This is a genomic window from Paracoccus haeundaensis, assembly GCF_006239215.1.
Taxonomy (GTDB): domain Bacteria; phylum Pseudomonadota; class Alphaproteobacteria; order Rhodobacterales; family Rhodobacteraceae; genus Paracoccus; species Paracoccus marcusii.
The window spans coordinates 62,129-88,171 of record NZ_VDDC01000002.1 but is presented as its reverse complement, the minus strand read 5'-3'; the positions used below and the strand labels follow the sequence as shown (position 1 = coordinate 88,171).

At 66.0% G+C, this 26,043-nt stretch carries 25 protein-coding genes and 3 tRNA genes; 13 read left to right on the top strand and 15 right to left on the bottom strand.

The genetic code is table 11. From position 1 onward, the window contains the following. Positions 1-14 precede the first annotated feature (14 nt). From FHD67_RS01575 to FHD67_RS01550, 6 genes are all read left to right on the top strand, one after another. Entirely contained in the window at positions 15-1,280 is a 1,266-nt protein-coding gene (locus FHD67_RS01575; RefSeq protein WP_425467236.1) for a Zn-dependent hydrolase, read from the top strand. A 69-nt stretch (positions 1,281-1,349) separates the two neighbouring features. Beyond that, positions 1,350-2,801 carry a dihydropyrimidinase gene (gene hydA / locus FHD67_RS01570; RefSeq protein ID WP_139597605.1) on the top strand — a complete coding sequence of 484 codons (1,452 nt, stop codon included), beginning with the start codon at positions 1,350-1,352 and terminating at the stop codon, positions 2,799-2,801. A 1-nt stretch (position 2,802) separates the two neighbouring features. After that, positions 2,803-3,576 (top strand): ABC transporter ATP-binding protein, encoded by a 774-nt coding sequence (locus FHD67_RS01565; protein ID WP_045980852.1) that lies wholly within the window; start codon positions 2,803-2,805, stop codon positions 3,574-3,576. After that, on the top strand, positions 3,569-4,438 hold the full coding sequence (locus tag FHD67_RS01560; RefSeq protein ID WP_139597603.1) for an ABC transporter permease: 870 nt from the start codon (positions 3,569-3,571) through the stop codon (positions 4,436-4,438). The genes FHD67_RS01565 and FHD67_RS01560 overlap by 8 nt, the downstream gene beginning before the upstream one ends. Beyond that, on the top strand, positions 4,435-5,367 hold the full coding sequence (locus FHD67_RS01555) for an ABC transporter permease (RefSeq protein WP_139597602.1): 933 nt from the start codon (positions 4,435-4,437) through the stop codon (positions 5,365-5,367). The genes FHD67_RS01560 and FHD67_RS01555 overlap by 4 nt, the downstream gene beginning before the upstream one ends. Positions 5,368-5,419: 52 nt before the next feature. After that, positions 5,420-6,403: an ABC transporter substrate-binding protein gene (locus FHD67_RS01550; RefSeq protein WP_127898410.1), complete on the top strand. Its 984-nt coding sequence runs from the start codon at positions 5,420-5,422 to the stop codon at positions 6,401-6,403. Between the two features lie 34 nt (positions 6,404-6,437). On the opposite strand, the gene FHD67_RS01545 is transcribed toward FHD67_RS01550, so the two are convergent. Both FHD67_RS01545 and FHD67_RS01540 read right to left on the bottom strand, forming a co-directional pair. Continuing rightward, a complete protein-coding gene (locus tag FHD67_RS01545) occupies positions 6,438-9,548 on the bottom strand; it encodes an efflux RND transporter permease subunit (protein WP_139597601.1) in 3,111 nt (1,036 codons plus the stop codon). Beyond that, positions 9,545-10,696, bottom strand: a complete 1,152-nt coding sequence (locus FHD67_RS01540) for an efflux RND transporter periplasmic adaptor subunit (protein WP_139597600.1) — start codon at positions 10,694-10,696, stop codon at positions 9,545-9,547. Before FHD67_RS01540 ends, FHD67_RS01545 begins: the two co-directional genes overlap by 4 nt. Before the next feature lie 388 nt (positions 10,697-11,084). On the opposite strand from FHD67_RS01540, the gene FHD67_RS01535 reads away from it, so the two are divergent. The 3 genes from FHD67_RS01535 to FHD67_RS21025 all read left to right on the top strand — a co-directional run bounded on the left by FHD67_RS01535 (position 11,085) and on the right by FHD67_RS21025 (position 12,514). Beyond that, entirely contained in the window at positions 11,085-11,441 is a 357-nt protein-coding gene (locus FHD67_RS01535) for a hypothetical protein (RefSeq protein WP_139597599.1), read from the top strand. A gap of 91 nt (positions 11,442-11,532) precedes the next feature. Beyond that, positions 11,533-12,075 carry a CAP domain-containing protein gene (locus FHD67_RS01530; protein ID WP_139597598.1) on the top strand — a complete coding sequence of 181 codons (543 nt, stop codon included), beginning with the start codon at positions 11,533-11,535 and terminating at the stop codon, positions 12,073-12,075. A gap of 310 nt (positions 12,076-12,385) precedes the next feature. Beyond that, positions 12,386-12,514: a hypothetical protein gene (locus FHD67_RS21025; protein WP_255352761.1), complete on the top strand. Its 129-nt coding sequence runs from the start codon at positions 12,386-12,388 to the stop codon at positions 12,512-12,514. Positions 12,515-12,773: 259 nt separating this feature from the next. Here the strand turns inward: FHD67_RS21025 and FHD67_RS01520 are convergent, their stop codons facing one another. The 4 genes from FHD67_RS01520 to FHD67_RS01505 form a co-directional block, all read right to left on the bottom strand. Next, positions 12,774-15,038 (bottom strand): adenosylcobalamin-dependent ribonucleoside-diphosphate reductase, encoded by a 2,265-nt coding sequence (locus FHD67_RS01520; protein WP_139597596.1) that lies wholly within the window; start codon positions 15,036-15,038, stop codon positions 12,774-12,776. 94 nt (positions 15,039-15,132) lie between these two features. Next, positions 15,133-15,966 carry a lyso-ornithine lipid O-acyltransferase gene (gene olsA, locus FHD67_RS01515; protein WP_139597595.1) on the bottom strand — a complete coding sequence of 278 codons (834 nt, stop codon included), beginning with the start codon at positions 15,964-15,966 and terminating at the stop codon, positions 15,133-15,135. After that, positions 15,963-16,748, bottom strand: coding sequence for an L-ornithine N(alpha)-acyltransferase (gene olsB, locus FHD67_RS01510; protein ID WP_484217442.1), 786 nt, complete (start codon positions 16,746-16,748; stop codon positions 15,963-15,965). Before olsB ends, olsA begins: the two co-directional genes overlap by 4 nt. A 127-nt stretch (positions 16,749-16,875) precedes the next feature. Next, positions 16,876-17,055, bottom strand: a complete 180-nt coding sequence (locus tag FHD67_RS01505; RefSeq protein ID WP_042249936.1) for a DUF3553 domain-containing protein — start codon at positions 17,053-17,055, stop codon at positions 16,876-16,878. A 42-nt stretch (positions 17,056-17,097) separates the two neighbouring features. On the opposite strand from FHD67_RS01505, the gene FHD67_RS01500 reads away from it, so the two are divergent. Continuing rightward, on the top strand, positions 17,098-17,721 hold the full coding sequence (locus tag FHD67_RS01500) for a histidine phosphotransferase family protein (protein WP_045980844.1): 624 nt from the start codon (positions 17,098-17,100) through the stop codon (positions 17,719-17,721). On the opposite strand, the gene FHD67_RS01495 is transcribed toward FHD67_RS01500, so the two are convergent. The 5 genes from FHD67_RS01495 to FHD67_RS01475 form a co-directional block, all read right to left on the bottom strand. After that, entirely contained in the window at positions 17,718-18,974 is a 1,257-nt protein-coding gene (locus FHD67_RS01495; protein ID WP_425467237.1) for a glutamate-5-semialdehyde dehydrogenase, read from the bottom strand. The genes FHD67_RS01500 and FHD67_RS01495 overlap by 4 nt on opposite strands. A 77-nt stretch (positions 18,975-19,051) precedes the next feature. Beyond that, positions 19,052-19,128, bottom strand: a tRNA-Asp gene (locus FHD67_RS01490). Positions 19,129-19,156: 28 nt separating this feature from the next. Beyond that, positions 19,157-19,233: transfer RNA gene (locus tag FHD67_RS01485), tRNA-Asp, on the bottom strand. 194 nt (positions 19,234-19,427) lie between these two features. Then, positions 19,428-19,997 (bottom strand): PRC-barrel domain-containing protein, encoded by a 570-nt coding sequence (locus FHD67_RS01480; protein ID WP_139597593.1) that lies wholly within the window; start codon positions 19,995-19,997, stop codon positions 19,428-19,430. A gap of 115 nt (positions 19,998-20,112) precedes the next feature. Then, positions 20,113-21,219 carry an anhydro-N-acetylmuramic acid kinase gene (locus FHD67_RS01475; protein WP_139597592.1) on the bottom strand — a complete coding sequence of 369 codons (1,107 nt, stop codon included), beginning with the start codon at positions 21,217-21,219 and terminating at the stop codon, positions 20,113-20,115. A gap of 57 nt (positions 21,220-21,276) precedes the next feature. On the opposite strand from FHD67_RS01475, the gene tyrS reads away from it, so the two are divergent. The 3 genes from tyrS (at position 21,277) to FHD67_RS01465 (ending at position 23,948) form a co-directional block, all read left to right on the top strand. After that, positions 21,277-22,518: a tyrosine--tRNA ligase gene (tyrS, locus tag FHD67_RS01470; protein ID WP_139597591.1), complete on the top strand. Its 1,242-nt coding sequence runs from the start codon at positions 21,277-21,279 to the stop codon at positions 22,516-22,518. Positions 22,519-22,639: 121 nt separating this feature from the next. Then, entirely contained in the window at positions 22,640-22,792 is a 153-nt protein-coding gene (locus tag FHD67_RS20320; protein WP_157001283.1) for a hypothetical protein, read from the top strand. A 208-nt stretch (positions 22,793-23,000) separates the two neighbouring features. Further along, on the top strand, positions 23,001-23,948 hold the full coding sequence (locus FHD67_RS01465) for an alginate O-acetyltransferase AlgX-related protein (protein ID WP_139597590.1): 948 nt from the start codon (positions 23,001-23,003) through the stop codon (positions 23,946-23,948). Positions 23,949-24,036: 88 nt separating this feature from the next. On the opposite strand, the gene FHD67_RS01460 is transcribed toward FHD67_RS01465, so the two are convergent. The 4 genes from FHD67_RS01460 to pdxH form a co-directional block, all read right to left on the bottom strand. Then, a tRNA-Pro gene (locus FHD67_RS01460) sits at positions 24,037-24,113 on the bottom strand. Positions 24,114-24,153: 40 nt separating this feature from the next. Then, entirely contained in the window at positions 24,154-24,714 is a 561-nt protein-coding gene (locus FHD67_RS01455; RefSeq protein ID WP_246071188.1) for a DUF192 domain-containing protein, read from the bottom strand. Further along, the gene (locus FHD67_RS01450) at positions 24,656-25,237 is read right to left on the bottom strand and encodes a cold-shock protein (RefSeq protein ID WP_045999287.1); all 582 of its coding nucleotides are present in this window, start codon (positions 25,235-25,237) and stop codon (positions 24,656-24,658) included. Before FHD67_RS01450 ends, FHD67_RS01455 begins: the two co-directional genes overlap by 59 nt. Positions 25,238-25,385: 148 nt before the next feature. Further along, positions 25,386-26,000, bottom strand: a complete 615-nt coding sequence (pdxH, locus tag FHD67_RS01445) for a pyridoxamine 5'-phosphate oxidase (protein WP_139597588.1) — start codon at positions 25,998-26,000, stop codon at positions 25,386-25,388. Positions 26,001-26,043: the final 43 nt, after the last annotated feature.

The window sequence follows — 26,043 nt, the reverse complement described above, 5'->3', positions numbered from 1 at the left end:
AGGAAGGACTGCGAATGAGCGACGCAAGTGGCGTGATGACGGCTGCGAACATGACCGTCGATGGCGACAGGCTGTGGGACAGTCTGGACCAGATGGCCCAGATCGGCCCCGGCATCGCGGGCGGCTGCAACCGCCAGACCCTGACCGATGCCGATGCCGAGGGACGTAGCCTTTTCCAGCGCTGGTGCGAAGAAGCCGGCATGACGATGGGCATCGACCGGATGGGCAGCATGTTCATGCGCCATGAGGGGGCCGAGCCCGATCTGGACCCCGTCTATATCGGCAGCCACCTGGACACGCAGCCGACCGGCGGGCGCTATGACGGGGTGCTGGGCGTCCTTGCCGGGCTGGAGGTGATCCGGTCGATCCGGGACCTGGGCATCCGCACGCGCCGCCCCGTCGTGGTGACGAACTGGACCAACGAGGAAGGCGCGCGTTTCGCGCCCGCCATGTTGGCGTCGGGCGTCTTTGCGGGCGTCTTGACCGAGGATTACGCCAACAGCCGTCAGGATGCCGATGGCAAGCGTTTCGGCGACGAGTTGGACAGGATCGGCTGGCGCGGAACCGAAGCGCCGGGCGACCGCAAGATCCACGCGATGTTCGAACTGCATATCGAACAGGGCCCGATCCTTGAGGCAGAGGGCAAGCAGATCGGCGTGGTCACCCATGGCCAGGGGCTGTGGTGGCTGCAGGTGACGCTGACCGGCAAGGATGCCCATACGGGCAGCACGCCCATGGCGATGCGCGTGAATGCGGGCCTTGGCATGGCACGGATCATAGAGGCGGTGCATCGCATCGCGATGGACCACCAGCCGGATGCGGTCGGTGCCGTCGGCCAAGCCAACCTTTTCCCGAACAGCCGCAATGTCATTCCGGGAAAGGCGGTGTTCTGCATCGATTTCCGGTCGCCCGATCTGGAGAAGCTGACGTCGATGCGGTCGAGGTTGGAAGCGGAGGCCGCTGAGATCGCCGCGGAACTGGGGCTGGGGATCGAGATCGAGCCGGTCGGGCATTTCGACCCGGTGACCTTTGATCCCGACCTGGTCGGCAAGGTGCGCGGCGCGGCCGAGAGGCTAGGCTACAGCCACATGGATATCGTGTCGGGCGCGGGGCATGACGCCTGCTGGATCGCCAAGGTTGCGCCGACAGTGATGATCATGTGCCCCTGCGAAGGCGGGCTGAGCCACAACGAGGCCGAGGCGATCACGCCGGACTGGGCGCGTGCGGGATGCGACGTGCTGCTGCACGCGGTGCTGGACGCCGCCGAGATCGTCCGCTGACGCGGACCGTGGCCGGGGGTTTTACCCCCGGACCCCCAGGGTATTTGGACAAAGAAGAAGAGGGATACCATGAGCACGGTCATCAGGGGCGGAACCATCGTTACGGCGGATCTGAGCTATCAGGCCGACGTGCTGATCGAGGGGGGGCGTATTGCCGCGATCGGTCAGGGGCTGGTCGGTGACACCGTCCTGGACGCGGGCGGCTGCCTGATCATGCCGGGCGGGATCGACCCGCACACGCATCTGGAGATGCCCTTCATGGGCACTTATTCGGCCGACGATTTCGAGAGTGGGACGCGGGCGGCACTGGCGGGGGGCACGACGATGGTCGTGGACTTCGCGCTGCCGTCGCCGGGCCAGGGACTGCTGGATGCGCTGCAGATGTGGGACAACAAGTCCGGGCGCGCGCATTGCGATTACAGCTATCACATGGCGGTCACGTGGTGGGGCCAGCAGGTGTTCGACGAGATGCAGGCGGTCGTGGACCGCGGCATCACCAGCTTCAAGCATTTCATGGCCTACAAGGGCGCGCTGATGGTGAATGACGACGAGTTGTTCGCGTCGTTCCGCCGGGTCGGCGATCTGGGCGGCGTGGCGATGGTCCATGCCGAGAACGGCGACGTGGTGGCGGAGCTGTCCGCGCGACTGCTTGCCGAGGGGAACACCGGCCCGGAAGCCCACGCCTATTCCCGCCCGCCCCAGGTCGAGGGCGAGGCCACGAACCGCGCGATCATGGTGGCCGACATGGCAGGCGTGCCGCTGTACGTGGTCCATGTCAGCTGCGAGGACAGCCATGAGGCGATCCGCCGGGCGCGCGCCCAAGGCAAGCGGGTCTGGGGCGAGCCGCTGATCCAGCACCTGACGCTGGACGAATCCGAGTATTTCAACGCGGATTGGGATCATGCCGCACGCCGGGTCATGTCGCCGCCGTTCCGCAACAAGCAGCACCAGGACAGCCTGTGGGCCGGTCTGCAGTCGGGCAGCCTGTCGGTCGTGGCGACCGACCACTGCGCCTTCACAACCGATCAGAAACGCACCGGCATCGGCGATTTCACCAAGATCCCGAACGGCACCGGGGGTCTTGAGGATCGGATGCCGATGCTGTGGACGCATGGAGTCGGCACGGGGCGGCTGACGCCGAACGAGTTCGTGGCCGTCACCTCAACCAACATCGCCAAGATCCTGGGGATGTACCCGAAAAAGGGCGCGGTCCTGGTCGGCAGCGACGCGGACCTGGTGGTCTGGGACCCCGAGGCGACCAAGACGATCACGGCCGGTGCCCAGCAATCCGCGATCGATTACAACGTGTTCGAGGGGCAGACCGTCAAGGGCCTGCCGCGGTTCACCCTGACCCGCGGCGTCGTTGCCGTGACCGAGGGCAAGGTCGACAGCCGCAAGGGGCACGGCGAATTCGTGGCCCGCGAGCCGCACGGTCAGGTGAACCGCGCGCTGTCCGCCTGGAAGGACCTGACCGCGCCGCGCCCGGTCCAGCGCGGCGGCATTCCTGCAAGCGGGGTGTGACTTGACCGTCATCGAGGCAAGCGGCGTCAGCCTGACCTTCCAGACCGCCGACGGGCCGGTGCACGCCCTCAAGGACGTGGACCTGTCCATCGCGCCCGGCGAATTCGTCAGCTTCATCGGGCCGTCGGGATGCGGCAAGACCACGTTCCTGCGCAGCATCGCCGCGCTGGAGACGCCCACCGACGGCACCCTGCGCGTCAACGGAATGGAGCCGGACGCGGCCCGACGGGCGCGCGCCTATGGGTACGTGTTCCAGGCGCCGGGGCTTTATCCGTGGCGGACGATCGCGGGGAACATCTCTCTGCCGCTGGAGATCATGGGGTTTTCAAAGGCTGATCGCGCGGAACGCATTGCCCGGGTCATGGACCTGGTCGAACTGTCGGGCTTTGGCGGCAAGTTTCCGTGGCAGCTGTCGGGCGGCATGCAGCAGCGCGCCAGCATCGCACGAGCGCTGGCCTTCGACGCCGACATCCTGCTGATGGACGAACCTTTCGGCGCCTTGGACGAGATCGTGCGCGACCGCCTGAACGAGGCGCTGCTGGCCCTGTGGCGCAAGACCGGCAAGACCATCGGCTTTGTCACGCATTCGATCCCCGAGGCGGTCTATCTGTCGACCAAGATCGTCGTCATGTCGCCGCGTCCAGGCCGCATCACCCGCGTGATCGAAAGCACCCTGCCCCCGGACCGTCCGCTGGACATCCGCGACACGCCCGAATTCATCGCCCTGGCCCATGAGGTCCGCGAGGGGTTGCGCGACGGACACAGCCATGACTAGGGGGCGGCTTGTGCCCGTGATGACGGTGCTGCTGGCCATCGTCGCCGTCTGGTACCTGGCCGCGATCCGCATGAACGCCCAGTGGGAGCGTGACCAGGCCGCCCGGGCCGAGGTGACGCTGACCCTGCCCGACCTTGTCGCGCGCACCTTGGTGCAGGAACGCCCCGTGCTGCCCGCGCCCCACCAGGTGGCCGTCGGCCTGTGGGAGGGGCTGGCCGGTCAGGCCATCACCTCGCGCCGCAGCTTGGTCTGGCATGCCTGGGTGACCCTGTCCGCGACGCTGGCAGGCTTTGCCATCGGTACCGGCGCGGGCATCCTGCTGGCAGTCGGCATCGTCCACAGCCGTAGCATGGACCAGTCGGTCATGCCCTGGGCCGTGGCCAGCCAGACCGTGCCGATCCTGGCCATCGCGCCAATGGTCATCGTGGTCCTGTCCAGCATGGGTGTCACGGGCCTTTTGCCCAAGGCGATCATCGCCGCATGGCTGTCGTTCTTTCCGGTATTGGTCGGCATGGTCAAAGGCCTGCGCACCCCCGATGCGATGCAGCTGGACCAGATGCGCAGCTGGAGCGCCAGCAACGCCCAGGTCTTTTGGCGGCTGCGGCTGCCGTCGTCGCTGCCCTACCTGTTCGCCAGTCTCAAGGTCGCGATCGCCGCGGCGCTGGTCGGCACCATCGTGGGCGAACTGCCCGCCGGGGCGACCGCGGGCCTGGGCGCGCGCCTACTGTCAGGCAGCTATTACGGCCAGACCGTCCAGATCTGGTCGGCGCTGTTCGTTGCTGCCCTGCTGGCCGCGGGCCTTGTCGCCATCGTCGGATGGCTGGAGCGACGCACCCTCACCCGCATGGGGTTGGCACGATGACAGAGCTGCGCCTTGGTCGGACCTATTGGTTCCTGCAGAACATCCAGGCGGTCGCGGGGGGCATCGTCGCCTTGGTCGCCGCGCATTGGCTGGCGCCGACGGCCGCGCCGCTGGTGGCGGTGTGGCTGATCGCGTGGCTGTTCAACGCCTGGCTGGCCGGGTTCGACACGCCCGTGACGCGCGCCGTCGTGCCGATCATCTTTGGCGGCACGATCATCCTGCTGTGGGAGATGGCGGTCCGCGCCTATGCGATCCCGACCGTGATCCTGCCCGCACCCAGCCAGATCACGGCCAGTTTCGCGGCTAATACCGGCATTCTGTGGACCGATTTCGTCCAGACGATCCTCAAGGGGGCGCTGACCGGCTGGCTGATCGGTGCGGCGGCGGCGGTTCTGACCGCCATCGCCATCGACCGCAGTCCCTTTCTGCAGCGCGGGCTGCTGCCCATCGGCAATTTCGTCGCCGCCCTGCCCATCGTCGGCATTGCCCCGATCCTGGTGATGTGGTTCGGCTTCGACTGGCAGTCCAAGGCCGCGGTCGTGGTGGTGATGGTCTTCTTCCCGATTCTGGTGAACATGGTCGCGGGCCTGCGCGCCACTGATGCGATGCAGCGTGACCTGATGGCCAGCTGGGCCGCCCCCTATGGCGCGGCGCTGTGGAAGCTGCGCCTGCCCGCCGCGATGCCCTTTCTGTTCAACGGGTTGAAGATCACCACCACGCTGGCCCTGATCGGGGCGATCGTTGCCGAATTCTTCGGCAGCCCGACGCGCGGCATGGGTTTCCGCATCTCGACCGCGGTGGGGCGTCTGGACCTGCCGCTGGTCTGGGCCGAAATTGTCGTGGCGGCGCTGGCGGGAACGCTGTTCTATGGCATCGTTGCGCTGATCGAGAAGAAGGTGACGTTCTGGCACCCGTCGCAGCGCAACTAACCGGGGCCGCATCCCCATCCGGGACGGATCCCACCAACAGGAGAGACGGGAAATGACACGACTGATGACCGGGGCCGCGGCCCTTGCGCTGATGGCCGGAGGGGCGCAGGCAGGCGATCTGACGCTGCAGCTGAAATGGGTCACGCAGGCCCAGTTCGCGGGCTATTACGTCGCGCAGGAAAAGGGTTTCTACGAAGAAGAGGGCGTCAACCTGACCATCCTGCCGGGCGGTCCTGACATCGCACCGACCCAGGTCCTGGCCGGCGGCGGCGCAGACGTGATCGTCGAATGGATGCCTGCGGCGCTGGCCGCGCGCGAAAAGGGCCTGCCGATGGTGAACATCGCCCAGCCCTTCAAGGCGTCGGGCATGATGCTGACCTGTCTGAAGGAAAGCGGCATCAGCGATCCGGCTACCGATTTCGCGGGCAAGACCCTGGGCGTCTGGTTCGCGGGCAACGAATACCCGTTCCTGTCCTGGATGAACACGCTTGGCCTGTCGACCGAGGGCGGCCCCGAGGGTGTGACCGTGCTGAAACAGGGCTTCAACGTCGATCCCCTGCTGCAGAAACAGGCTGCCTGCATCAGCACGATGACCTACAACGAGTACTGGCAGGTGATCGACGCCGGCATCGCCGAGGATGACCTGGTGACCTTCAAGTACGAGGACCAGGGCGTGGCCACCCTTGAGGACGGCCTCTATGTGCTGGAGGAGACGCTGGAGGACAGCGAGAAGGTGACCGACTTGGTGGGCTTTGTCCGCGCCAGCATGCGCGGCTGGCAATACGCGGCCGAGAACCCCGAGGAGGCCGCCCAGATCGTCCTGGACAATGACGAGACCGGCGCCCAGACCCTGGAGCATCAGACCCGCATGATGACCGAGATCGCCAAGCTGCTGGAAGGTTCGGACGGCACCCTGGCCGAGGCCGATTACCAGCGCACCGTCGATATCCTGCTGTCGGGCGGGTCCGACCCGGTGATCCAGGCCGCCCCCGAAGGGGCATGGGTGTCGACCATCACCGACCGCGCCTTCGACTGAATGACGGTCGGGCCGCCCCATCGGGCGGCCCGCCTTATTCCGCGGGCTGCGCCGCCGCGCGTCGCGTCTGCCTGCGGACGCGCCTGCGTCCGTCCCATGCCAGCAGCGTCGGCGTCAGGATCAGCGTGACCGCAGTCGCCACCACCAGCCCCCCCGCGATCCCCGTCGACAGCTGGATCCAGAACTGGCCCGAAGGCGCACCCAGGAACAGGTCGCGGCCGGTGAAATCGATGGTCATGCCCAGCACCATCGGCACCAGGCCAATGACCGTCGTGCCGGCCGTCAACAGCACCGGACGCACCCGTTCCGACGCCGCACGCCGCGCCGCGCGATCCGGGTCGTCGCCGGCCCCGCGATATTCGTTGTAGGCGTCGATCAGCACGATGTTGTTGTTCACCACGACGCCAGCCAAGGCCATGATGCCGATGCCGCTCATCACGATCGAGAACGCTTCCTGCCGGACCATCAGCCCAAGGAACACCCCTGAGATCGAGAACACGATCGCCGTCAGCACCAGCAACGCCTGATAAAAGCTGTTCATCTGGATCAGCAGGATGGTGAACATCAGGAAGATCGCCGCGACGAACGCCCCCATCAGGAATGTCATCGCCTCCTGCTGGTCCTCGATCTCTCCTCCGAACGTGACCTCGACGTCGTCGGGCAGATCGGCCTGGTCGATGCTGGCCTGGATGAGCGCCAGCTCGGCCTGCAGCGTGGCGCCCGGGGCAAGGTCCGCGGTCAGGGTCTGGGTCTCTCTCGCGGCGATGCGGGTGATGGCGGAGGGTGCCGGCGCCGGGAGCATCTGCACCATGTTGGAGATGGGCACCTGCGCGCCAGACGGACCGGCGACGCGCAATGACGACAGGTTCTCCAGATTGCGCTGATCTGACGGATAGCGCAGGGCGATGTCGACCTCGTCATCGGCGAAATCGGGAAGGTAGGTGCCCAGGTTCACCCCCGTCGTCAGCAGCTGGACCGCGGTGCCGATGGTGTTCATGTCGATGCCGAAGCGCGCCGACTCCTCTCGGTCGACGACCAGCCGGATCTCGGGGTTGGGTCGGGGCGTGTCGTTGGCGATGTCAACGAAGCGGCCCTGTGCCTGCATCAGCTGTTCGATCTTGGCCGACGCCTGCTGCAGCGCCGGGCGGTTGGAGGCCGATATCTCGATCTGGACCGGGCGGGACGCACCGGGCCCGGATGCCGCGGCCTCGATCTGGATGCCTAGGCCCGGCACCTCCGCCGTGGCGGCGCGCAGCTGGTCGATCACCTCGGTCGAGGGGGCGCGGGTGCGCCAGTCGGTGAACTCGACCTGGATCTGGCCGATCACGTCGCTGGACAGGCTGGAGCGGACACGCTCCGCGACGCTGCCGATGGTGCGGGAATAGACGCGCTCGATGCCCTCGAAACCCAGGACCTGTTCCTCGATCAGGCGCACCAGTCGGTCGCTCTCCTGGACGGAGAGGTTGCCGTTCGCGGTGATCTGGACCTGCGCGCGTTCGGCGTCGGTCTCGGGAAAGAACTCGACCCCGCGGTTCATGTGCGAATAGGCATAGAGGATCACCAGCACCGTCAGGATCGACAGCCCCAACGTGGCGCCGGGCCGCGCGATGGTCCAGATCGACAGGCGCGCCATCGCGCCGGACGTGTCGTCGGCATCGGGTTCGGGCGGCAACGCCTGCCCCCCGCCCACGACGCTGCCCGTCACCGGCACGAAGACCAGCGCCATCAGCAGCGACATCAGCAGCGTGGCGATCATCGTGGCGGGCAGATAGAACATGAACTGCCCGGCCAGCCCCGGCCAGAACAGCAGCGGAAAGAACACCGCCAGCGTGGTCGCGGTGGACGAGGTGATCGGCCATGCCATCCGCTGTGCCGCCAGCAGATAGGCCTCGGCCTTGCCATGGCCCTTGGCAATCAGGCGTTCGCCCATCTCGACCACTACGATGGCGCCGTCGACCAGCATGCCGACCACCAGGATCAGCGCGAACAGCACGATCACGTTCAGCGTGAAGCCAAGCGCCCAGATGATCAGGATGCCGCCCAGGAACGATCCGGGGATGGCCACCGCCACCAGCAGCGATGCGCGCAGACCCAGAAACAGTACCGTGACCAGCATCACCAGCACCACCGCCGCGATCACGTTGTTCTGCAGGTCCGACAGAAGGGTGCGCATCTCCTTGGACTGGTCGTTCATGAAGACGACGCCGACCTGTTCGGGCCAGTCGGCGCGGGTCTGCGCCACCACGTCACGGACCGCGGCGACGGTGTCGATCACGTTCGCGCCCACCGTCTTGCGCACGTCGATGGCCAGGGCGGGCTGTCCGTCAATGCGGGCAAAGCTGACCGGGTCCTTGAACGTCTGGCGCACCTCGGCCACGTCCTGGACGCGCAGCACGGTGGCCCCGTCGACCAGCACCGGGATCGACATGATCTCGTCCAGGCGGACGACGGTGCCGGGGATCGACACCCCGATGCGGCCCGCCCCGGTATCGAAGGACCCGGCCGCGATCAGCTGGTTGTTGGCCTGGATTGCCTGCGACAGCTGCCCCGGAGAGATGCCATAGGTCTCCAGCGCTAGCGGATCGATCAGGATCTCCAGCTGGTCCTCGCGCTCTCCGGTCAGGTCGGCCTGCAGGACTCCGCTGACGGTCTCGATCTCGTCGCTCAACGCGCGGCCAAGGCGGATCAGCTCGCGTTCCGGGACGGGGCCTGACAGCGCCACCGTCAGGATCGGGAACAGCGCCATGTCGATCTCGCGAACGAAGGGGCCGTCGGCCTCGGGCGGAATGTCCGGACCCGCGTCGTCCACGGCATCCTTGACCGACTGCAACGCCTGCGCCTGATCGAAGCCGGGGCGGAACTCCAGCGTGACAGAGGCGAAACCCTCGCTGGCCACGGTCTCCATCCGCCGCAGGCCCTCCAGCGCGTTCACCTGCCGCTCGATCGGTTCGGCCAGCAGGGTGGCGGCATCCTCGGCGCTGACGCCGCTATAGGTGACGTTCACGATGAAGATCGGGATGTCGACCTCGGGCATCGATTCCTTGGGGATGGTGACATAGGCCGTGAAGCCCGCCAACAGCAGGCCCACCATCAACATCATCACCGTGCGGGCGCGGGAAAAGCCCGCCGCGATGATCCCGTTCATGGGCCGGCCACGGCGTCAGAGGCCTGAGCCGTGCCCAGCAGCGCCGCCGCATCGGTCGCCCCGTCGCCCACGACGTCGCGGTAGGGTTCCGGCGTGTCGCTGACGCGGGCCTGCTGCCCGTCGCTCAGCGCGCCCTGAGAGATGGTGACGACCCGCGCGCGGTCCTCCAGCCCGGTGACCCAAATCGCCTCGGCGCGGGCCTGCACGATCTGGACCGGCGCGAAACGCAGGGTCTGGCCGTCTTCGGCCACAACGAACACGCCGATCCGACCGGCGTCATCCAGCCGGATCAGCGCCGGCGACAGCCGGTGCGCGCGCACCGCGTCCATCGCCAGCGATATCTGCGCGCTGAGGCCCGCGGGCACGGCATTGTCGGGGTTTGGAACCTCGACCTCGACGCGGAAGGTGCGCGTCTCGGCCGTGGCAACCGGCGCGATGAAGCGCACGCGGCCCTCAGCCTCGCGGCCGCCCTGGAACACGACCTGCGCGGATTGGCCAAGCGCGACCGAGGTGATCTCGGACTGGCGGACCTCGATCTGGGCGATCAGGGGATCGTTGCGCACGATCTCAAGGACCTCTCCGCCGGCATCCACGAAGCTGCCCAGTTCGGCCATGACGTTGCTGACGGTGCCGCTGATCGGGGCGGTCAGACGGGTGTTCTGCAGTTCCAGCTGGGCCGCGCGCAGTTCGGCCCGGGCCGATTCCAGCTGTGCAAAGCGCGACTGCAGTTCCGCCTCCGAGGTCACGCCCCGTTCCCGCAACTGCCGCGCGGCGTCATAGTCGCGCTCGGCCGACCCCACGGCCGCCTCGGCGCGCGCCACGCCGGCTTCGCGGTCGTCGGCCGACAGCAGCGCCAATTGCTCGCCCTGTTCGGCGACGTGGCCCTGACGCACGACCTCCTCGACGATGCCTGCGGTACGCGCCCGCAGGATCGACGTCTGGTCCGGGACGACATTCCCGAACAGCACCGTCCGCGGCACGATCTCCTCTGCGACGGACATGCTGGCCGCGACATGGGGAACCGCCACCTCGACCGGGGCGGCCTCGGCGGGGGGTTCACGGTTCAGCATGCCGCCACCGATCCAGAAGCCCAGAAAGCCCAGGATCGCCAGAAAGGCGAGCGTCGAGGAGGACAGATACCGCGTCATCGTCAATCCATGTCAGGGGCCCCGCCCCGGCCATGGCACCGGGCGGTCTTGTCATCTAGATGGTTTCTTGGAACGCGCAGGTCAACAGTCGTGACCCTTGTCCCCTGCGTCAAGGCGTCCGCCCTGCCAAGACCCATGCCGCCCCCGCGTTCCCCTGCCGGAACCACGGCCAGAGAGGATTGATGACACGATGCGCAGCAGCGATCCTGATCGCCTTGGCGCACCCTGCATGGGCGGGCTGACCAGCATCTAAACAACGAACGGACCGGCTTACGATTGCCGCGTGATCGACCGGTCGCCACCGGACGAGGGCAGTTGGGCGGATATCTCCTGCCCCAACGTCGTCGGATAGTCCTATCTGCTGCGCCAGACCGACGGCCGCGAGGCGGTGACCTATAGCCATGCCGACGGGTCGGGCACGCCGACATTCGGTGCCTTCAATCATGCGGGTCCCACCGTCGAATGGCGCATGGCACAGGTCGGCGGGCGGCCCGTCCCCGTCGCGGCCATCCAGCGGCTTCACTTGGCCAATGGCAATGGTGGGCGGAGCACGCAGATCCTGGTCGTCTCCAAGGTCGGTCAGCCGGCTGACCGCGCCCCATGCATGATGGGCTACGTGTCCGACCATGATGGCGCCGCGGCGAACCGACGCGCCCGCCGGATCGCCGATGGCGCCGCGACCCATGATTGCGCCCATGACTGCCCGGTGGTGGAGCCGTCTGCCGCCCAAGTTCCGCCGCGCTGACGGTTTCGGACAAGGTCTGCACAAAACAGGTGACAGAGCATGCCTTATGCGTGTCAAATGACACATAATGCAATCATGACGGGAGTTCCTGATGTCGGCATCTGGTCCCTACGGTCGTTGCGGGGTGCTGACCTTGGCGCTGCTGACGGCTGCTTGTGCATCGGCCCCGTCCGGGCCGGCATCGACGATCGACGTCCAGGCCTCGGCGCCCGGTCCTGCCACCTGCCCTGCCACCACGGCGGACCAGCAGGCGGCCGGGGTGCGGGCGACCAACGCGCTCCGGCAGCGATCCGGCCTGCCCCCGGTGCAGGCGAACGATCTGCTAGCGCGCGCCGCGGCACGGCATGCCTGCGACATGGCGCAACGCGGCCGCATGACCCATGCGGGCAGCCGCAGCTCTGGCCCGTCGCAGCGGGTCAAGGCGCTTGGCTATGCGCCCACCGTCACGGCAGAAAACATCGCCGCGGGGCCGTTCGGCCTGGATCGGGTTCTGGCGGAATGGAACGCCTCTGCGGGCCATGTCTCGAACATCATGATCCCGCAGGTCAGCAACTTCGGCATCGGGCAGGCTCTTGGCGCGGATGGGCGCACGCGTTACTGGGCGGCGGTTTATGCGGCGCCGCGCGGCAGATAGGGGCAATGCCTGTCCTGACCGGAAAGACAGGTTAGCAAATTGAACAAATGACCTATATAAGGCTTCGATAGTATCGGAGTCAGTATCATGTTTCGCCTGTCCCTCTGCGCCATCCTGGCGCTGTCCGCCTGCGCCGCCCCGAAAGACCCCTGCGCCGATCTGTGCATGAGCGCCTTCGTCGAGTACGAGCCAGGCTTCGAGCCTTGATCGCCCCGAAACGGCGGTGATGCCGCCGACGTGTCTATCCTTTTTCCTGCAATGGCGTATCGTTTCCACCCGCCGGTCCCCGGCGGCTATTGGAGAGACGAACATGGCCAAGGGCATGGACAAACGCAAACGCGACGAAAAGAAGCCGAAGAAGCAGAAGCCCAAGACAAACGCTTCGGCGCCCAGCACCAAGGATGTCGTCTCGGCTGCCGTTGCTGCCAAGGGCAAATGACCATTGCGATGCGGCAGCGCGTCTGACGGTGGCTGATCATAAACGCGCGTGTCGAATTGGCATGCCCGTGATGCGGGATGTGGATCAGCGGAGCTGCACCCATCTCCGGTGGTCCATGTTCGCCGACCCCTGCCCCCTCATAGCGCCTCATCCCGCGACGATATCAATCGCCAGACGCGTAGGGCTGTGCCGATCATGAACAAAAGGCGGCCCAGATGGACCGCCTTTTTTCTTATGATCGCTTGGAGAACGCTTCAGATCATCCGCATTTGGAATGGCCGCAGCTGGGGCAGGTCATGCAGCCCTCGACCATGCGCATCCCGTACTGACCGCAGCTGGAGCAGGCGGGGCCGCGCGGGGCCTCGCCCACGGCCATCACTTCGGCCTGCGGGTCGGACTTGAGGCCCAGCCCTTCGCCTGCCAGAAAGCCCGTCTCGATCAGGTGGCGTTCGATCACGCCGCCGATGGCCGCCAGGATTGAGGGGACATAGCGGCCCTGCATCCAGGCCCCGCCGCGCGGATCGAAGACCGCCTTCAGCTCCTCGACCACGAAGGACACGTCGCCCCCGCGGCGGAACACAGCCGAGACCATGCGCGTCAGCGCGACCGTCCAGGCATAATGCTCCATGTTCTTGGAGTTGATGAAAATCTCGAAGGGGCGGCGGTGGTTGCCGTGGATGATGTCGTTGATCGTGATGTAGATCGCGTGCTCCGACCCCGGCCATTTCAGCTTGTATGTCGCGCCTTCCAGCGCCGCGGGACGGTCCAGCGGCTCGGTCAGATAGACGACATCCGCGCCCTTGTCGGCCTCCGGCGCCTTTTCGGTCGTCTCGCTGACGGACAGCACCGAGCCGGTCACATCGTTCGGACGATAGGTGGTGCAGCCTTTGCAGCCCAGATCCCAGGCCGCCATGTAGACGTCCTTGAACGCCTCGAAGCTGATGTCCTCGGGGCAGTTGATGGTCTTCGAGATCGAGCTGTCGACCCATTCCTGCGCCGCGGCCTGCATAGCGACGTGGTCCTTGGGCGCCAACGTCTGTGCGTTCACGAAGTAATCGGGCAGCGCCGCGTCGCCCTTCAGGTCGCGCCACATCTGCACTGCGTAATCGACGACCTCCTCCTCGGTCCGCGAACCGTCCTTCTGCAGGACCTTGCGCTTGTAGGCATAGGCGAAGACCGGCTCGATCCCCGACGACACGTTGCCCGCATAGAGGCTGATCGTGCCCGTCGGCGCGATCGAGGTCAGCAGGGCATTGCGGATGCCGTGCTTGGCGATCGCGTCGCGGACGTCGGCGTCCATCTTGGACATGAAGCCCGAGGCTAGGTATTTCTTGGCGTCGAACAGCGGGAAGGCGCCCTTTTCCTTGGCCAGATCGACGGATGCCAGATACGCAGACCGCGCGATGGCCTTCATCCAGACGCGGGTCTGCGCAACCGCGTCATCGGCGCCGTAGCGCAGGCCCAGCATCAGCAGCGCGTCCGCCAGACCGGTCACGCCCAGACCGATGCGACGCTTGTTGCGGGCTTCCTCGGCCTGTGCGTCCAGCGGGAATTTCGATGCGTCGACCACGTTGTCCATCATCCGGACCGCCGTGCGCACCAGATCGTCCAGGCCTTCGGGGTCCAGTTCGGCCGTCTCGGTGAACGGGTTCTTGACCAGCCGGGCCAGGTTAATCGAGCCCAGCAGGCAGGCGCCGTAGGGCGGCAGGGGCTGCTCGCCGCAGGGGTTGGTGGCCGCGATCGTCTCGACATAGGACAGGTTGTTGGCCTTGTTGATCCGGTCGATGAAGATCACGCCCGGCTCGGCGAAATCATAGGTCGCCTTCATGATCCGGTTCCACAGGTCCAGCGCCTGGACGGTGCTGTAGACCCGACCCTCGAACTTCAGGTCCCAGGGCGCATCGGCGCGCACGGCATCCATGAAATCGTCGGTGATCAGCACCGACAGGTTGAACATGCGCAGGCGCGCGCTGTCCTGCTTGGCCACGATGAACTGTTCCACGTCCGGGTGGTCGCAGCGCATCGTCGCCATCATCGCGCCACGGCGCGAGCCGGCCGACATGATCGTGCGGCACATCGCGTCCCAGACATCCATGAAGGACAGCGGGCCCGACGCATCGGCCGCCACGCCCTTGACCACTGCGCCCCGCGGGCGGATTGTGCTGAAGTCGTAACCGATGCCGCCGCCCTGCTGCATGGTCAGCGCGGCCTCCTTCAGCATGTCGAAAATGCCGCCCATGCTGTCGGGGATGGTGCCCATGACGAAGCAGTTGAACAGCGTGACCGACCGGCCCGTTCCGGCACCGGCCAGGATGCGGCCCGCGGGCAGGTACTTGAAGTCCTCCAGCGCGGAATAGAACTTGTCCTCCCACTTGGCCGGGTCGCTTTCCACGCGCGCCAGGTCGCGCGCGACGCGACGCCAGCTGTCCTCGACCGACCCGTCGACGGCCTGCCCCTCGGAATCCTTCATCCGGTACTTCATGTCCCAGATCTGTTCGGCGATGGGGGCGGCAAAGCGGGTCATACGCTCATTCCTTGGTGGTTTGTTCAGGGTTGGACACCAGATATAGCGTCAAAACGCGGCTGGCAAGGTCTTGACAGGGGTCGGCCCGACGGTTTCAGGCAGGTGTGGCAAGACCGCGAAAATCGGCTTCTATCGCAGAATAGCATGCTGCCGAAAGGGTCTTGCGGTCGTTTCCTGCGACGGGAATCGGGGGGTGCAGCCGGACGGTCACATGCCCGTGGCGTCTTGCCGCAAGAATCGACAGCAGGTGCGGCCCCAGATCCATGTCCGCCCACCAGCCATAGAATCGCGGATCCCGCCCCGGCGGCGCGTGATAGGTCGCGCTGACCGGCTGGATCGCCAGACCGGCGGGCAGGTCGTCGGCCAGAAACCCCTGGAACAGGGTCGGCTTGAACGGCAGGACGCGGCGTCCGTCGCTGGACGTGCCTTCGGGGAAGAACAGCAGGCGATGCCCGGCGCGGATGCGTTCGGCGAATTCCAGCGCCTGCGCGCGGGCCAGTTTCGGATCGCGTGTCACGAAATGCGTGTCGGTCACGCGGGTCAGGATGTTGATGCCGGGCCAGCGGGCAACCTCGGCCTTGCTGACGAAGAAGACCGGCAGGGCGGCGTTCAGCGTCAGGATGTCCAGCCAGCTGGAATGGTTCGCCACGACCGCGCCGGGGCCTCGCAGGGGCGTCCCCTCGCGCCGCCAGCGCAGGCCGATACAGGCCAGGACCAGGCGGCAGACGATCTGGACATGCGGTCCGGTCCAGGGGCGGCGGCGGCCATGCACCAGTCGCTCGATCCCGCGCAGCGGCAGGATCAGCAGCACGCCCAGCATCAGCACCAGAACCGCCGGCACGCCGCGGCGGATCACCCGCAGCCCGTCGCGCAGCCCGCGCGGGGGGGCCGGCACAGGCGGTTCGGCATCGCGCCAGGTCGGGCTCATGTCGGCTGCCAGCGGCTTTCGTAGAACTGCTTGTGCTTGGCGGACATCGCGCCCGTGTCCATCAGCAGGAACACGTCGGTCGTGTTGAAGGCACGGTCGATGAACGCTCCCTCGCCCACCAGACCGCCAAGGCGCAGATAGGCCTTGATCAGCGCGGGCATCCCGACCAGCGCCTCGCGCCGGTCCAGGCGGTCGGGGGCGATCAGGTCCATCGTCTGGAACCCGTCGGGCCGCGCGCGGGGCCGCAGGTCCGGCGGGGCCAGGTGATGGTGGTGCAGCCAGGACAGCGACGGCGCCAGCAGCGTCGGGTCTGTGCCGTGAAAGCTGGCCACGCCGAACAGGATCTGGATGCCGTGGTCCAGCACGTAATCGGCCAGCGCGTTCCACATCAGGAACATCGCCGCCCCGCCACGGTGATCGGGATCGACACAGGACCGCCCCAGTTCCAGCAGCGGTCGGCCGCTGTCGCGCAGCGGGGCCAGATCGTATTCACCGTCGCAGTAGAACCTCCCGAAATAGGCCGCCACATCGCTGCGCAGCAGGCGATAGACGCCGACCACGTGATCCAGCGCCTCCGCGTCGCGGCGCGTGTCGATCAGGCACAGGTGGTCGACGACGGGGTCGAACTCGTCCCGTTCCAGCCGGGCGTCGTGATCGACCAGCGGGCCGGTGCCGCCCAGCTCCTCGACGAACACGCGATAGCGCAGGCGCTGCGCGGCCATCAGGTCGCGGGGCGTCGTGGCAAGGCGGATCTGGAAAAAGGCAGGGTCGGCGCGGTTCACGATGGCCTCGGTGCTTGGGCTGCGGCCTGTCTAGGAAAGCCGCGCGACCAATGCAACACGTGCGGCCCAAGTTCCGCTTGCATCGCGCAACCTTCAGTTGCATCGTCGCGCAAGCAATATCAGGAGTTTACATGTCGCCCATGCGCAGGATCTGCAACGCCACGCGGCGTCCGTCGATGACCTGCTTGCCGGCCTCGGTAAAGTTCACGGTGATGCGGTCGCCGATCCGGGACTGGACCTGCCCCTCGCCCCATTCGGGCGCGCCGGGATGACGCACGATCATGCCGGGTTCAAGGATATCGTTCACCGCGAAAACTCCATTTCTCTGCACTTTGGAAGGTAATCATACATGACGGTCGATACAACGCGGATCGCTGCGGGCGATCTGGCCGCACTGCTGGGATCGCGGCTGTGCCATGACCTGGTGTCGCCCCTGGGGGCCATCGGCAACGGGGTCGAGCTGCTGGAGATGTCGCCCGATTTTCCGGGCTTGGCCCAATCCCCCGAACTGCGCCTGATCTCCGAAGCGGTGGGCGCGGCACGCGCGCGCATCCAGGCCTATCGCATGGCGTTCGGCATGGCGCAGGGCGAACAGCGGATCGGACTGGCCGAGTTGCGCCGTCTGCTGGACGGGATCGCCGCACAGGGCCGCCTGACAATCACCCTGGACGCTGCCGGCGATTTCGCGCGGCCCGAGATCCGCATGCTGGTGCTGGCGGTGATGTGCATGGAAAGCGCGATGCCCTGGGGCGGCCGGGTGATCGTGCTCCGCGACGGTCCGCAATGGCGGCTGGTCGCGGAATGCGACCGCAGCAAGGTCGACCCGACCCTGTGGGGCTGGCTGGACGGCCCGCAACCCCGCACCCTGGCCCCGTCCGAGGTGCATTTCGCCCTGCTGGCCGAGGCGGCACGGGCCGAGAACCGCCCCCTGCGCCATGAATTCGACGACACCGGGGGCGAGATCGCGTTCTAGGCGCGGACCGTCCCGTCGCCCGTGACCAGATATTTGAAGCTGGTCAATTGTTCCGCCCCCACCGGCCCGCGGGCATGCATCTTGCCCGTGGCGATGCCGATCTCGGCGCCCATGCCGAACTCTCCACCGTCCGCGAACTGGGTCGAGGCGTTGCGCATCAGGATCGCGCTGTCCAGCCCGGCAAAGAACCGTTCGGCGGTCGCGTCGTCCTCGGTCAGGATCGATTCGGTGTGCTGGCTGCCATGGCGGCGGATATGGGCGATGGCCTCCTCGACCCCGTCCACCAGCTTGGCGGCGATGATCATGTCCAGGAACTCGCGCCCGAAATCGTCGGGCTTGGCCGGCACGGTGCCGGGGATGCGCGCCAGATCACCATCGGCACGCACCTCGACCCCCGCCTCCAGCAGGTCGCGGATCAGGACGTCGCCATGGCGGTCATGGAACGCCCTGTCGATCAGCAAGCATTCGGCCGAACCGCAGACGCCTGTGCGCCGCGTCTTGGCGTTCAGCACCACGCGCCGCGCCTTATCCAGATCGGCCGCGGCGTCGGCATAGATGTGGCAGATGCCCTCCAGATGCGCAAAGACCGGTACGCGGGCCTGGTCCTGCACCAGCCCGACCAGCCCCTTGCCGCCGCGCGGGATGATCACGTCGATCAACCCCTGCGCGCCCAGCATGGCGCTGACCGCCGCGCGGTCGCGCGTGGGCACCATCTGGATGGCGGTTTCCGGCAGGCCCGCCGCGCGAAGACCCTCGACCATGCAGGCATGGATCGCGCTGCTGGAATGCAGGCTTTCCGAACCGCCGCGCAGGATCACCGCATTTCCGGACTTCAACGCCAGCGCCCCCGCATCGGCGGTCACGTTCGGCCGGCTTTCATAGATGACCCCGATCACGCCGATGGGTGTGCGCACGCGGCGGATATGCAGCCCCGTGGGCCGGTCCCATTCCGCGATGACCTGCCCGACCGGATCATCCTGTTCGGCAACCTCGCGCAGGCTTTGGGCGATCGCGGCGATGCGTGCGCCGTCCAGACGCAGCCGGTCCAGCATCGCATCCGACAGCCCCTTTTCGCGCGCGAAGTCCAGATCACGGGCGTTGGCCGCCAGGATATCAGGGGTACGGGCGGCGATGGCGTCGGCGGCGGACAGCAGGGCCATGCGTTTCGGTCCGGCTGGCGTCTGCGCCAGAACCACCGCGGCCTCTCGGGCGGCGGCGCCAAGGGCGTCGATCAGTTGCCGGGCTTGGACCATGTCCGTCATCGCTTCCTCCAATACGCAAAATCGACGCCGTCTTAGCGTGATCCTGCCGAGAAGGGGAAGGGAAGAAATGGCGCGGTTGACGGGGCTCGAACCCGCGACCCCCGGCGTGACAGGCCGGTACTCTAACCAACTGAGCTACAACCGCGCATTTCCTTCGGGCGAATGATGAGTTGTGGCGCGGTTGACGGGGCTCGAACCCGCGACCCCCGGCGTGACAGGCCGGTACTCTAACCAACTGAGCTACAACCGCCCAACTCATCCCCCGGACGATCGCCCGCCGGAGTAGGCCGGGGTTTACGCAGACCGCCGCGCGGCGTCAAGGGCGCGTTGAACGAATTTTGCCACATTCGGGCAAATCTTTGAAATGACGGTGCAAAGAACGCGAAAGGGGCGCCCGATGGGCGCCCCGATGAACCAAGCAACTTGTAAACAAACCGGGTAGGATCAGTCGCGGACGGTTTCCATGTCGAATTCCGGCAGCGCCTCCAGTTCTTCCTGGCTGTAGTTGGTCGCCAGAACCGTGTCGTCGCCGAACATCGCCATGTTCAGGACATCGCGGTCCAGCAGCACGGTGTGCGTGCCCATGCCCAGGAAGCCGCCGATGTCGGCGATGTAGCCCATGACCTGACCGTCCGGCGACATCACGATGTCGGACACAGTCGCGATCTCGTTCCAGTCACCCGGAACCGCATCGCCCGTTGCGTCGGTCCATTCAGTGGTCGACGGCTGGTTGGTCGTATAGATCGCGCGGCCCTGCAGCCACGATGCGGTGATGCCGGGATTCTCGGCCGACAGCGTCACTTCCATGTCGCTCATGTCGGTTGCCATCTCGTCGGCGGGCATCGTCTCGGCGGGCATGGCATCCGCCGGCATGGTCTCTGCGGGCATGGTCTCTGCGGGCATGGTCTCTGCGGGCATCGTCTCGGCCGGCATGGCGTCGGTGGCCGGGGGCGTCGCCGCGTCCTGTGCGAACACCGGAGCCGCAAATGCCAGAGCCGCAGCCGTCGTCATCATGAGGGTTTTCATTCTAGATCTCCGCATTAATTCTTTGTTTCGATGACGTCTTTTCGTCATCTTCACGGCATCAACGCGGGCATTTCGAAGACCGTTCCCTAAACATTTGTCTGATCTAGTCACGTGATCGTGGGTGACTGATCCGTCCGCCGCAGACCGGTGCCGGAACGCCCGTGGTCATCGGCCCCGATATGGGCAGCCCCCGCAGCACGCGCACCGCCAGCCAGCCGAAGGCCTGCGCCTCCAGCATGTCGCCGTTCAGACCGATCGCCTCGACCGGCCGGACGGGCACGGGCAACGCTGCTGCCAGCGCATCCATGATGGCCGCATTGTGGCGCCCCCCGCCGCAGATAAGAACCTGCGCAGGCATCGCGGGCAGCCACGCCATGCCTGCCGCAACAGATCCGGCCAGTGCCGACACCATCGTCGCCGCCGCATCGGAATCGGACAGCGGGGCAACCGCGCGGGTCAGGCCAGCGAACTGATCGCGATCCAAGGATTTAGGGGCGGGTCGCCGGAACCACGGATCATCCAGGAACGCCGCGACGATGTCCTGATCGGCGGTGCCGCTGGCCGCCAGTGCGCCGCCTTCGTCCCGCGACTGACGGCGGCGCCGGCGCATCAGGTCGTTCAAGGGCGCGTTCGCAGGCCCCGTGTCGAAGGCGACGCAGGCACCGGCGGTCTCGGGTGCGGGGGCCGTGGGGTCCACCCAGCTGATGTTGCCGACGCCGCCCAGGTTCAGGAACGCCACGGGGGCCGCGGGCAGGCGCCCCTGCCCCACGGCCCAGTTCGCGCAGGCCCAATGAAAGAACGGCACCAAAGGCGCGCCCTCGCCTCCCTGACGCACATCCTCGGACCGGAAATCCCAGACCACGGGGCGATCCGTCATGCGCGCCAGCGCCGCGCCGTCACCCGCCTGATGCGTGCCGCGCCCGCGCGGATCGTGGGCCAGCGTCTGGCCGTGAAACCCGATCAGCTGCGCATCTGGAAACTGCCGTGCCAGATCGGAATGGGCCGCCTGGACCAGCTGCGCCAGCTCTGCCACCTCCGGCGCGTCGGGCCACAGGCCCAGCCCCGCATGAAGCACGGCCGATTCGTTGTCGCCGAACGCACGAAAGGCGCTGTCCCCAAAGCCGCCGATCCGCACCCCGTCGGTTTCGATCATCGCCGCGTCGACACCGTCCAGCGACGTGCCCGACATCATTCCCAAAGCCCGGATCATCGCTTTTCCTTCGCTGCTCCTGCCTGTATATCGCGCGGATACACAAGGATGAAGCCCATGACATATCAGCCCAAATCCGACTTCCTGCGCATCATGTCCGAACGCGGCTATCTGGCCGACTGCACGGATTACGCCGGGCTGGATCAGGCGCTGCTGGCGGGACCGATCACGGCCTATATCGGCTATGACGCGACGGCGGCCAGCCTGCATGTCGGGCACCTGCTGAACATCATGATGCTGCGCTGGTTCCAGAAGACCGGCAACAAGCCCCTGACCCTGATGGGCGGCGGCACGACCAAGGTCGGCGATCCGTCCTTCCGCAGCGACGAACGCCCGCTTCTGGACGATGCCGCGATCCAGGCCAATATCGACGGGATGGGCCGGGTCTTCGCCCGCTATCTGGATTACGGCCCCGACGGGGCGGTGATGCTGAACAACGCCGAATGGCTGGACGGCCTGAACTACCTGACCTTCCTGCGCGACATCGGCCGGCATTTCAGCGTGAACCGGATGCTGTCCTTCGAATCGGTCAAGTCCCGGCTGGACCGGGAACAGTCGCTGAGCTTCCTGGAATTCAACTACATGATCCTGCAGGCCTACGACTTCCTGGAGCTGAACCGCCGCCACGGCTGCGTGCTGCAGATGGGCGGGTCGGACCAGTGGGGCAACATCGTCAACGGCATCGACCTGACGCGGCGGGTGGACGACCGGCAGGTCTGGGGCCTGACCTCTCCGCTGCTGACGACCAGCGACGGGCGCAAGATGGGCAAGTCGGCTGGCGGTGCGACCTGGCTGTCGGCGGACATGCTGTCGCCTTATGAGTTCTGGCAGTTCTGGCGCAACACCACCGATGCCGATGTGGGCCGGTTCCTGAAGCTGTACACCGAACTGCCGGTGGACGAATGCGACCGCATGGGCGCGCTGCAGGGGTCCGAGATCAACGAGGCCAAGGTCCGTCTGGCCAACGAAGTGACGACCCTGTTGCATGGCGCCGATGCCGCCGCCAGTGCCGAGGCGACCGCGCGCAGCGTCTTTCAGGACGGCGGCGCGGGCGGCGATCTGGAGATCGTGGTGCTGCCCGCCGATCAGGCGCAAGGCGTGACCATCGCGCAGGCCCTGGTCCAGTCGGGCATCGCCGCCAGCGGCAAGGAGGTCAAGCGTCTGGTAGCCGAAGGCGGCCTGCGCGCCGACAACGCGCCTGTCACCGATCCGCAGATGCCCTTGGACCAGGCCGCACTGGAGCGCGGCATCAAGATCTCGGTCGGCAAGAAAAAGCATCGGATGCTGCGCATCGGCTGAGTTGTCCGCATTGCATGGCTGCCCTGCACCCGCCCTGACCTTGCGTCAGGGCGGTTTCATTTTGACTGGGCAGTCAATATCTGACGATCACGGGAGGAAACGCCCTGATCGGAGAATGACAATGTCGAACCAGACCCAGAAGCCGCTGAGCATCGCGGACCGCAAGCGCAGCCAGCAGGCCGATGCCGCACTGGATCAGATGTACGGATACTATGCCCGCGAAGACGGCACCCGTCCCGTCGTCAGCGAACTGGACGCCCAGAAGGCTGCATAACGCCGGAAAGATCGCCGAAAACAAGGGGCCCACGCGGCCCCTTTTCCATGTCCTGACCGCGGAAGAACCGCGGCTGCCACCCGATGCCTCAGCACGGGCTTAGTTGGGCGTCGCGGTGCGGCCCGCCATGCGGTTCTGTCACAACTTGAAACGTCAGGCTGCGGAACGGTACTGAGAGGGGCATGACAGTCGAAAAGGACACATCCCGATGATTGCGCAACCCGACGTGACGGTGCCGCCCAATATACGTCGCCTGGAGGACGGGCGGCTTGTGCTTGTCGGCGGAAATCACGGGGTCGCGCAAATGTTCGAACGCGGCAGTTCCACGGTGCCGGAGGAGCGCATCGAGATTTTCAGACGCAATCATCGCACGCGGAAGCAGTGGGCGGATGAGAACGGCTGCACCTATTCCCAATGGGTGTTTCCCGATCCGATCGTTCTGAACGCCGTCACGGCAGGGCTCGGGTATCGATCGATATTCGAACGCTCGATGCCATCTGAAGCGCGGCCCAACGATCTGGTCTATCCGATCGACCATCTGTTCGGGCGGAATGATCGGCTGAGCATGACTGACAGTCACTACACTCCCGTCGCGAACATGCATCTGGCCGCCGACGTGGCTGAACGAACTTTGCATATCGATGCAAGCAAGGTTCTGGCTGATCTTACATCCAGCATGGGTCCGGACAGAGAATACGTAGGGGACCTGGGTATACAATGCACGCCGAAAATCAGCGAGATCAGGCGTTCGCCGATGGCACACCCCCGGATCGCCTCGGCTGCCAATGGGGTTCAGGCCGGGAACATGGGAATCATGCACCTGATATCGTCCCCGAAATCGGTAACGCCTCGGACCCTAATGATCTTTGGCGACTCGTTCTTTCGCTCGCTGTTGACAGAGTTGGCACGTTACTGGCGCAAGATCGTCTTCTGCCGCACGCCGTTCTTTCATCAGGAGATGATGGCGGCGGTCAAGCCGGACGACGTTCTGTGCGGGCTGGCGGAACGCTATTTCGCCTCCACCCGGCCCGACACCGAACGACCGCACTTTCTTGCCTATCCGCTGATGCATGGCCGAAGCACCGCTCCCGATGCGATGTTCGCCACGCTTTGGGACGAAATGATCGATGCCAACGCCTTGGCACTGAGCAGATGATCGTTTGATCGCGATAGGTTCTGAACAAAAATCAAGAGAATACCGCGTAAGCGGGCGCGCAACACATCATAAGAATCGCGGTATTCAGTGGTCGGGGCGATAGGATTCGAACCTACGGCCTACGGTTCCCAAAACCGTCGCGCTACCAGGCTGCGCTACGCCCCGACACCCGCGCTTTAGCGCAAGGGCGCGGCGGTGGAAAGCCCTAGCGGCATGGCCACGCTGCGGTAGTGCGATCCAGCGCGGGATGAGCCAGTTGCTGGCCGGTGGTAAGGCCCAGCCTTGCCGCCTCGCCTCCTGCGATTTCCAGGACCATCAGGCGATCCGGCCGCGGATCGCCGACGGCGGCGCCGGGGATCGGCGTTTCGTCCAAGGGGCGAGCGTTGCGGTGAATATGACGGATCACGCCGGTTTCGTCGAAGAAGATCAGGTCAAGCGGGATCAGCGTGTTCCGCATCCAGAAGCTGACCGGCTGGGGTTCGGAATAGACGAACAGCATCCCCTGCCCCGCAGGCAGGTCGCTGCGGAACATCAGGCCCTGGGCCCGTGATTCGGGTGTGTCGGCAACCTCTATCTGAAAGGACAGAGCCGTATCGCCAGCCGTGCGAATCAGCGCAGCATCCGGCCTGCATTGTGCATCGGCTGCCGGGACGACGGGTTGGGCCGCAAGCGGCGCGGCCAGCGCCAGCAGCAGGGCGACGGCAAGGCTACTCCGCAACATGGGGAAGCGAGTTGTGAAGCGATTCGGCCTGCGCCTTTTCGTCATGGGCCGTCTGCGCCGCATCCCATGCCGCGATCTGTGCTGCCATGAGGCCACGGGGGCCCTCGACGATGCGCAGGCAAAGCGCCTCCCCGATGGCAAGGTCTGCAAAACCGGAATGGCGCAGGACCTCGATATGGATGAAGACATCCTCGGAGTAACCGAAGATGTTGGCGAACCCGAAGCCCTTGGATTTGTCGAACCATTTCACGCGCGCCGGACGCAGCGGCAGGCTGTCGAGGTTCTCGATGATGTCGATGTCGAGGTCGGCGATGGGGGCCTGTCCGTCGGTGGCGGGTGGCTCGACCGAAACGACCTCTGCGGCCTGCACGCCGCGGCTGGTATGCTGCACCAGCACCTGCACGCGTGACTGATCGGCGACGGAACTGCGTCCGAAATTGCGCAACACGTTGCCGTGCAACAGAATATCGCTGCCGCCGTTTTCGTCCAGAATGAAGCCATAGCCCTTCGAGGGGTCAAACCACTTGACCAACCCTGTCACCAGCTTGAGGCTGCCGTCTTCTGTCATCGCATTTCCGTATTCACGCTAGCCGATTGTCCTAGGACAGTAATGACCCCCTCCACTGACTACAACACAACAGTGGCTTAGAGGCGAGACTATGCCAACGAGGTTAACATAAGTTGGTTCCGTTCCTGCGACGACATATCGCGGCAGGTCATGGATAGAGCCGTTCGACCGACCATCCGGCATCCGCGTCGCGGGTCCACTGGAACCGGTCGTGCAGGCGAAACGCGCCGTCTGCCCAAAATTCCAGATGTGACGGAATGATGCGATAGCCGCCCCAGAACGGCGGCCGCGCGGGGCGCGGACCGTGGCGCAGCCCGGCCTTGGCGGCCTCGGCCACCAGCGTCGCGCGGGCATCCAGCGGCTGCGACTGGCGCGAGGCCCAAGCCCCCAACCTGCTCTGCAGCGCGCGGCTGTCGTAATAGGCGTCGGCCTGGAGTCCGTCCTCTCGGGTGACGGTGCCGCGCACGCGGATCTGCCGGTGCAGCGATTTCCAGTGCATCACGAAGGCCGCCTTGCCCGAGGCCTCGATCTGGCGGCCCTTGGCGCTGTCATAATTCGTATAGAAGACGAAGGATCCGTCCAGCCCCTGCCCGTCGATATCCTTGAGCAGGACCATCCGCACATCCGGCAGCCCGTCAGCATCGACGCTGGCCAGCGCGATGGCATTCGGGTCGTTGGGCTCGGACGCCCGCGCCTCTTCCAGCCAGGCGCGGGCAATGTCGAACGGGTCGTCGCCCGCAAAGATTCCGGTCCGATCACTCATCGCGCATTCCTTGTGCTTGCTGCGACAGGACACTTGCCCTAAT